This is a genomic window from Streptomyces boncukensis, from assembly GCF_011045075.1.
Lineage (GTDB): Bacteria > Actinomycetota > Actinomycetes > Streptomycetales > Streptomycetaceae > Streptomyces > Streptomyces boncukensis.
In genome coordinates, this window is the sequence record NZ_JAAKZZ010000402.1 from 1 (window position 1) to 6957 (window position 6957).

At 73.8% G+C, this 6957-nt stretch carries 7 protein-coding genes; 4 read left to right on the plus strand and 3 right to left on the minus strand.

Annotated features, from left to right (window positions below; all coding sequences use genetic code 11):
• Both G5C65_RS27965 and G5C65_RS27970 read right to left on the minus strand, forming a co-directional pair.
• The coding region (locus G5C65_RS27965) for a TerD family protein (RefSeq protein ID WP_338146702.1) at window positions 1–446 on the minus strand (446 nt) is incomplete at its 3' end.
• Window positions 376–1404: a DMT family transporter gene (locus G5C65_RS27970; protein WP_338146703.1), complete on the minus strand. Its 1029-nt coding sequence runs from the start codon at window positions 1402–1404 to the stop codon at window positions 376–378. The genes G5C65_RS27970 and G5C65_RS27965, both read right to left, overlap by 71 nt.
• A 119-nt stretch (window positions 1405–1523) precedes the next feature.
• On the opposite strand from G5C65_RS27970, the gene G5C65_RS27975 reads away from it, so the two are divergent.
• The 4 genes from G5C65_RS27975 to G5C65_RS39635 all read left to right on the plus strand — a co-directional run bounded on the left by G5C65_RS27975 (window position 1524) and on the right by G5C65_RS39635 (window position 5824).
• A complete protein-coding gene (locus tag G5C65_RS27975; RefSeq protein ID WP_165301804.1) occupies window positions 1524–2120 on the plus strand; it encodes a TetR/AcrR family transcriptional regulator in 597 nt (198 codons plus the stop codon).
• A 252-nt stretch (window positions 2121–2372) separates the two neighbouring features.
• Window positions 2373–3629: an acyltransferase family protein gene (locus G5C65_RS27980; protein ID WP_165301805.1), complete on the plus strand. Its 1257-nt coding sequence runs from the start codon at window positions 2373–2375 to the stop codon at window positions 3627–3629.
• Between the two features lie 135 nt (window positions 3630–3764).
• Window positions 3765–4583: a methyltransferase domain-containing protein gene (locus G5C65_RS27985; RefSeq protein ID WP_165301806.1), complete on the plus strand. Its 819-nt coding sequence runs from the start codon at window positions 3765–3767 to the stop codon at window positions 4581–4583.
• The gene (locus G5C65_RS39635) at window positions 4580–5824 is read left to right on the plus strand and encodes a cytochrome P450 (protein WP_206442357.1); all 1245 of its coding nucleotides are present in this window, start codon (window positions 4580–4582) and stop codon (window positions 5822–5824) included. Before G5C65_RS27985 ends, G5C65_RS39635 begins: the two co-directional genes overlap by 4 nt.
• Here G5C65_RS39635 and G5C65_RS27995 read toward each other — a convergent pair.
• Entirely contained in the window at window positions 5812–6903 is a 1092-nt protein-coding gene (locus G5C65_RS27995; protein ID WP_165301807.1) for a MupA/Atu3671 family FMN-dependent luciferase-like monooxygenase, read from the minus strand. The genes G5C65_RS39635 and G5C65_RS27995 overlap by 13 nt on opposite strands.
• Between the last annotated feature and the right edge of the window lie 54 nt (window positions 6904–6957).

The window sequence follows — 6957 nt, forward strand, 5'->3', positions numbered from 1 at the left end:
GGGGGCGGGGTGGGCTCCTCCACGCTCACCCCGAAGTCCGCCGCGATACCGCCCAGCCCGTTGGCGTACCCCTGGCCCACCGCGCGGACCTTCCACGCGCCGCCCCTGCGGTAGATCTCGACGACCACGAGCGCCGTCTCCGGGCCGAGCTGGGGCGGGGTGAAGGTGGCGAGCACCGCGTTCGACTGGGCGTCGCGGACCGTGGCGGTGGGCTCGGTGCCCGCGAAGGTGGCTCCCGGCGCGTCCAGGCTCGCCGTGACGACGACCTTCTCGATCGCGGCGGGGACCGCCGCGGTGTCCACGCTGATGGTGTCGGCGGCACCGCCGCTGTGCGTCACGCCGGGGGCGCTCGGCTGGTTGTAGAACACGAAGTCGTCATCCGAGCGGACCTTTCCCTCGGAGCTCAGGAGCAGCGCGGAGACGTCGAGCTTCGAGGGTGCGGTCACATCCACCGCCACACGGGGCGCTGACAGCGGAAGGTTGGAGCCGGGAGTCATTGCGGTCATGCTCGGGGTAACGACCGGCCCGGCTTTGCGGTTCCTTTGCCGTCGCCGTCAGCACGCCGGCCACGCACACCGCCATTCCGGCCAGGGCCTCGGCGCCCGGCGCCGCACCGAACATGGCGTACGCCCACAGCGTGGTGGTCGGCGGCGTGAGGTACATCAGCGCGCTGGTGCGGGTGACGCCGTTGTGGCGCAGGCTCAGCCAGTAGAAGCCGTAGCCGCCCAGGGTGGACAGGACGAAGACCCAGGCGACCGCCAGCCAGAACCCGCCCTCGGCCGGAGGCCGCAGCTGCCCCAGCGCCGCGGCGGCGGCCGTGAAGACGACGGCGCTCACCAGGCAGTGCAGCGGCAGCGTGTCGGAGGCGGGGAGCGGGTGGCGGGCGCGGCGCTCCAGGAAGCTCGCGGTGAGCAAGCCCGCCATGCCCAGGAACGGGAGGGCGTACGCCCAGGACGGCGCGGAGCCGGCGGAGCCGAGGTCGCCCCGGACGACGAGCGCGACGCCGAGCAGGCCGATCGCCAGCCCGGCCCACTGGCGGCGGCTGACCCGCTCGCCGAGCAGCCGCCCGGCGAGCGCGCCCGCCGCCAGCGGCTGGAGCGCGGCGATCAGCGCGGAGGTGCCGGCGGGCACGCCGAGGTCGGCGGCCCAGACGACGGAGCCGAGGTAGACGCCCTGGGACAGCAGTCCGATCGCGGCCTGCTCGGCGAGCGCGCGGCGGGGCAGCGGACCGCCGCGCCGGCGCCGGCGCAGCAGCAGCCAGGCGGCGCACAGCAGGGTGCTCGCGACGAGGAAGCGCCAGCTGAGGAGGGTCGCGGCGGGCGAGTGCCGGGTGCCGAGCTCGGCGCCTATGAAGCCGGAGCTCCACATGACGACGAGCCCCGCTGAGATGACGGTACTGGGCACGGGTCCCCACTTCGGATCGTGAGTAGACAGATCGGTTTACTCGGCCGAGGGTCTAGAGTGAACTAAACAGATCTGTTTAGCGCAAGTCGCGGAGGCAGCAGAGGCAGGAGGGACGGACCATGACGCAGGAGGCGGCCAGGGAGCCGGAGACGCTGACCCCCGGCGCGCGGAAGATCCTCGACACCGCGGCCGGACTGTTCTACGAGCGCGGGATCACGGCCGTCGGCGTCGATCTCATCGCCCGGGAGGCGGGGGTCACCAAGAAGACGCTGTACGACCGCTTCGGCTCCAAGGACGCGCTGGTCGCCGCGTATCTGCGGGAGCGGGACGAGCGCTGGCGGGACTGGCTCACCGGGCAGGTGGGGCTGCGCGGTGACGCGGACCCCGGCGAGCGGGTGCTGGCGACGTTCGACGCGCTCGCCGCCTGGGTGCGGCGGGAGAATCCGCGCGGCTGCGGCTTCGTCAACGCCGCGGCCGAGCTGCCGGACCCCGGCCACCCGGGGCGCCAGGTGATCATGGGCCAGAAGCGCTGGCTGCGCGGCTATCTGCGGGAGCTGGCCGCGGCTGCGGGCGCGCGCGAGCCCGGCCGGCTCGCGGACGAGCTGGTGCTGCTGCACGAGGGGGCGACCGTGCTGAACGGGCTCGGGATCGTCGACGACGCGGTGGCGCGGGCCCGCGACCTGGCCGCCGCGGCGCTGGACCGGGGCACGGGCTAGCGGGTGCCGGGAGCACGGTGCCGGGTCGGGGCAGCCCCTTGCTGTTTCGCCGCAGTCTGCGGGTGATGTGTGGCTTGGCGCGCAGTTCCCCGCGCCCCTTACGGGGCGCAGGGCGCCCTGCGCCCTGCGGCGAGTCGCAGGGCGCAGCTCCGTGCCGGGTGCGGGTCGGTGCTGGGGGTTACCCCGGTGAGCTGAGCGGATGCCGTCGTCATACTCCGGCATCATCCGACCGCTCGCGCCGCTGGAGGATACATGGCATCGGGGACATCGGACGCCGACTTCGTCCACCACGGGGCGGCCCCGCGAGACACACCCGCCGCGGCCGACCGCGCGTACGCGCCCGCCGTCGACGGGCTGCGCGCGGTGGCGGCCCTGCTGATCCTGCTGATCCACCTCGGCGTGTGGACCGGCGCCACGGTGGACGCCGCGACGGGGGAGGAGACCTGGCTCGGCACCGCCGTCGGCCACACCCGGGTCGGGGTGCAGATCTTCTTCGTCATCTCCGGCTACCTGCTGTACCGCGCCTGGGCCGGCGCGGCGCTCGACGGCCGCGCCCGGCCCCGCGCCCGGGTGTACTACTGGCACCGGTTCCTGCGGATCGTGCCCGCCTACTGGGTGCTGCTGCTGGTCGTGCTGCTCGCCTGGCACCGGGACCTGTTCGGCGCGGGCTGGCGCACCGTGCGGATCGTCACCCTGCAGCACACCTTCACCACGTACGACCTCCCGCCGGGCTGGAACCCGCTGGTGCAGATCTGGAGCCTGGTCACGGAGGTGCACTTCTATCTGCTGCTGCCGCTGCTCGCGCTCGTCCTCGACCGGCTGCTGCGCGTCGCCCGGCGCGGCACGGCCCTGGCGTTCGGGCTCCTCGGCCTGCTGGGCGCCGTGAGCATCGCCTGGGTGTGGCTGCTCTACGACCTCGTCCCGGCCCCCGAGACGCAGGCGCGGAACGTGTGGCTGCCCGCGTTCTTCCTGTGCTTCTGCGCCGGGATGGCGATGGCCCTGCTGCGGGCGCGTGCGGAGCGGGGCGCGCTCCCGTCCGCGCCGGAGCGCTTCGCCGTCCGCCGGCCGTGGACCTGCTGGGGCGTGGCCCTGGCGGCGTATGTGCTGATCACGGTGGGCAAGCAGGAGTGGTTCGGACCACCGCACGCGGCGGGCGGGCAGCCGGGCACGGGGGAGGCGCTGTTCAACTCCCTGCTGCTCGCGTTCATCGCCTGGGCGCTGACGGCGCCGGTGCTGCTGGCGCCCGGCAGCGGCCCGCATCGGCTGCTGGCGCGCCCGGCGATGGCCTGGCTCGGCCGCATCTCGTACGGGATCTTCCTCTGGCACATCGCCGTGATGCACGTGGTCATCCAGGAGGTCCTCGGCGAGTCCGTCGGCACCCTGGGCATGGCCGGTTTCTGGGTCCTGCTCCCGGTCACCACCGCGGTGACGGTGCTCGTCGCCTGGCTCAGCTACGTTCTGGTCGAGGCCCCGCTGCGCCGCCGGTTCCGGGCGGCACCGCGGCCCTGATCCCCGGCCGGTGTCCCGGTGCCGTTGCTGGGGTCAACCCCGGTGAGACGGGCGGCCCGCGCACGCAGACTCGGACACGCCGCGGCCGCTCTCCGCCCGGCCCGGCGTTCCCGCTGCGCGGAGCAGGAGGACCGGATGGCCACTGACCAGCAATCCGCCCCGGAAGGTGTCGGGGAGTTCTACGACCGCATCACCGACGTCTACGCCCAGGTGTGGGGCAGCAACATCCATGTCGGCTACTGGGCCGACGCCGAGGACCACACGCCGATCGAGCAGGCCACCGAGCGGCTGACCGGCCTGCTCGTCGACCGCCTCGCCCCGGAGCCGGACCAGCACGTCCTGGACGTCGGCTGCGGCATCGGCCAGCCCGCGATCACCCTGGCACGCAGCAGCGGCGCCTCGGTGACGGGGATCTCGGTCAGCGGCCACCAGGTCGCGCGCGCGACCGAGCGCGCCCGGGAGGCGGGGCTCGGCGACCGGGTGCGGTTCCAGCGGGCCGACGCCAACGACCTCCCCTTTCCCGACGCCTCGTTCGACGCCGCCTGGGCCGTCGAGTCCCTCATCCATATGCCGGACAAGGACCGGGCGCTGCGGGAGGTGGCGCGCGTGCTGCGGCCCGGGGCCCGCCTCGCGATCGCGGACATGTTCCACCAGCCCGGGACGGACCTGTCGTACCGGGGCATCGTCGAGACGGTGGGCATCGACGAGTACCGGGGCATGCTGGAGCGGGCCGGGCTGATCCCGCTGGACGTCACCGACATCACCGAGCGCACCCGTATCCCCGAGCCCATCAAGGAGGCGTTCCGCCGGCGGCTCCTGGAGCGCGCCGAGGAGTTTCTGCCCACGGTCGGCCAGGAGGTGTACGACCAGCTCCGGGACCCCTCCTCGGACGTGTTCGACCACCCCGGCTTCGGCTATGTGCTGGCCACGGCCCGGCGGGAGGCGGCGACGTGAGCGGCGGAACGGGCGGCGGGGCCGGGCAGCGCACCGCCGCCCAGCCCGCCGCCGCCCAGCCCACCGCCGCCGGGCCCGCGTTCACCGACCCGGCCTTCCACGACTGGCTGGCCTCGATGCGCCGGGAGCGGCCCGTCTGCTTCGACGAGTCCCTCCACATGTGGCGGGTCTTCCGGTACGCGGACGCCACCCGGGTGCTCTCGGACCCGGACGCCTACTCCAGCGAACTGACCCGGCTGATGCCCGAGCAGAGCTTCACCCGCGGCCAGCTGACCATGATGGACCCGCCGGACCACCGCAAGGTGCGCAACCTCGTCGGCCAGGCGTTCAGCGCGCGGGTCGTGGCCGACCTGGAGCCGCGCATCGCCACCCTCACCACCGAGCTGCTCGACGCGGTCGTCGACCAGGGGCGCCTCGAACTCGTCGCGGACCTGGCCCACCCGCTGCCGGTGCTGGTGATCGCGGAACTGCTCGGCGTCTCCGACGGCGACCGCGCGTTCTTCCGCGCGTCCGCCGAGGCCGTCCTCGCGATCGACTCCGTGGACCTCGGGGACCCGGAGTTCGTGCGCAGCGCCGAGGAGGCCCAGCGGGGCCTCACCGACTACATGCTCGACCAGGTGCGCCAGCGCCGTACCCACCCGCGCGCCGACCTGATCAGCCGGCTCGCCGCGGCCGAGCTGAACGGCGAACTGCTGGACGACGAGGAAGTGGCCAACGTCTGCACCCTGCTGCTCTACAGCGGCCACATCACCACCACGCTGGTCCTCGGCAACGCGCTGCTGTGCCTGACCGACCACCCGGACGCCGCCGCCGAGCTGCGCGCCGATCCGGGGCTCGCCGCCTCGGCCGTGGAGGAGGTGCTGCGGCTGCGGCCGCCGTTCATCATGAACACCCGGCTCACCACGCGGGAGTGCGAGCTGGCCGGCGTCCGGATCCCGGAGGGCTCGCTCGTCGCCCCCTCGCTGGAGTCGGCGAACCGGGACGAGCGCCAGTTCGCCGCGCCCGACCGGTTCGACATCCGGCGCAGCCCGAACCCGCACCTCGGCTTCGGGCACGGCATCCACTACTGCCTCGGCGCCCCGCTCGCCCGGCTGGAGGCCCGGACGGTGCTGCGCATCCTGCTGGAGCGGTGCACCGATCTGGCCCGCACGCCGGGCACCCGGCTGGACTACTACACGACGCCGGCCATCCGCGGCGTCCGCAGCCTGCCCCTGGAGTTCACGGCCGCTCAGCGCTCGTAGTACCACGCCATGGACGGCGCCCCCGCGGACCCGGAGGGCGCCGCAGCGGCCGGGGCGAACTCCTGGCGGAGCTCGTTCAGCCGGGGGAGCGCGCCGAGCACCGTGTCGAACGGCAGCCCGAAGTCGACCAGGCAGGCGATCTCGTCCACCCCGATGTCCGCCAGCCGGCGCACCACGTCGGCGCACTTGACCTGGGTGCCCAGCAGGGAGCGGCGCCGGTAGTAGTCGTCGGCCATCACCCGGGCCAGGGTGTCCCGCTCGGAGTCGCTGGCCGTCTGGCCGGTGCCCTCCGTCCTGCTGTCGTTGCTCTTCTGGGTGAGGAAGGACGCCAGATAGTTCTTCACCGGCTCCTCGACGAGCGCGCGCACCTGGTCCTCGTCCTCGCCCAGGAAGGTGTGCAGCCCGACGGTGACGGTGCCTCCGGCCGGGTCGAGGCCCGCGCCGCGCCGGGCCTCGCGGTAGGCGGCGATGTTCTGCTCCAGCCGCTCCCAGCTGTCCAGCAGCGACAGCACACCGGTGCCCAGCTCCCCGGCCGCCACCCAGGTCCTGGGGTTCGAGGAGTGCACGATCCACAGCGGCAGCTCGGCCTGCCGGGGCCGCGGATAGGTGCGTACGTCGACGGGCTCGCCGCCGGGGCCGGGGAAGCCGACCGTGTCCCCCCGCCACAGCGCGCGGAGGGTCTCGATGTGCCCGAAGGCGTACTCGCGGCGGTCGGCGTAGTGGCCGGGGTAGAAGACGAAGTCCCCGCTGTGCCAGCCGGTCGCCACGCACAGCCCGGTCCTCCCCCGGGAGAGCTGGTCGACGAGGGCCCACTCCTCGACCACCCGCACCGGGTGGTGGTGCGGCAGCACGACGCTGCCGGCCCGCAGGTCGATGCGCTCGGTGGCGACGGCCAGCGCGGCGGAGAGCACCGACGGATTGGGGAAGCTGCCGCCGAACTCCTGGAAGTGCCGCTCAGGGGTCCACATCGCCCGGAAGCCGTGCCGGTCGACATAGCGGGCCACATCGAGGATGAAGCGGTACCGGGACCCGAAGTCGTAGCGGTCGTTGGCGGAGAAGAAGTAGACGCTGAACTCCATGGCGCGGGCTCACACCTTTCGTACGGAGCCGGGGGCGGCGGGGTGGCCGCCGGG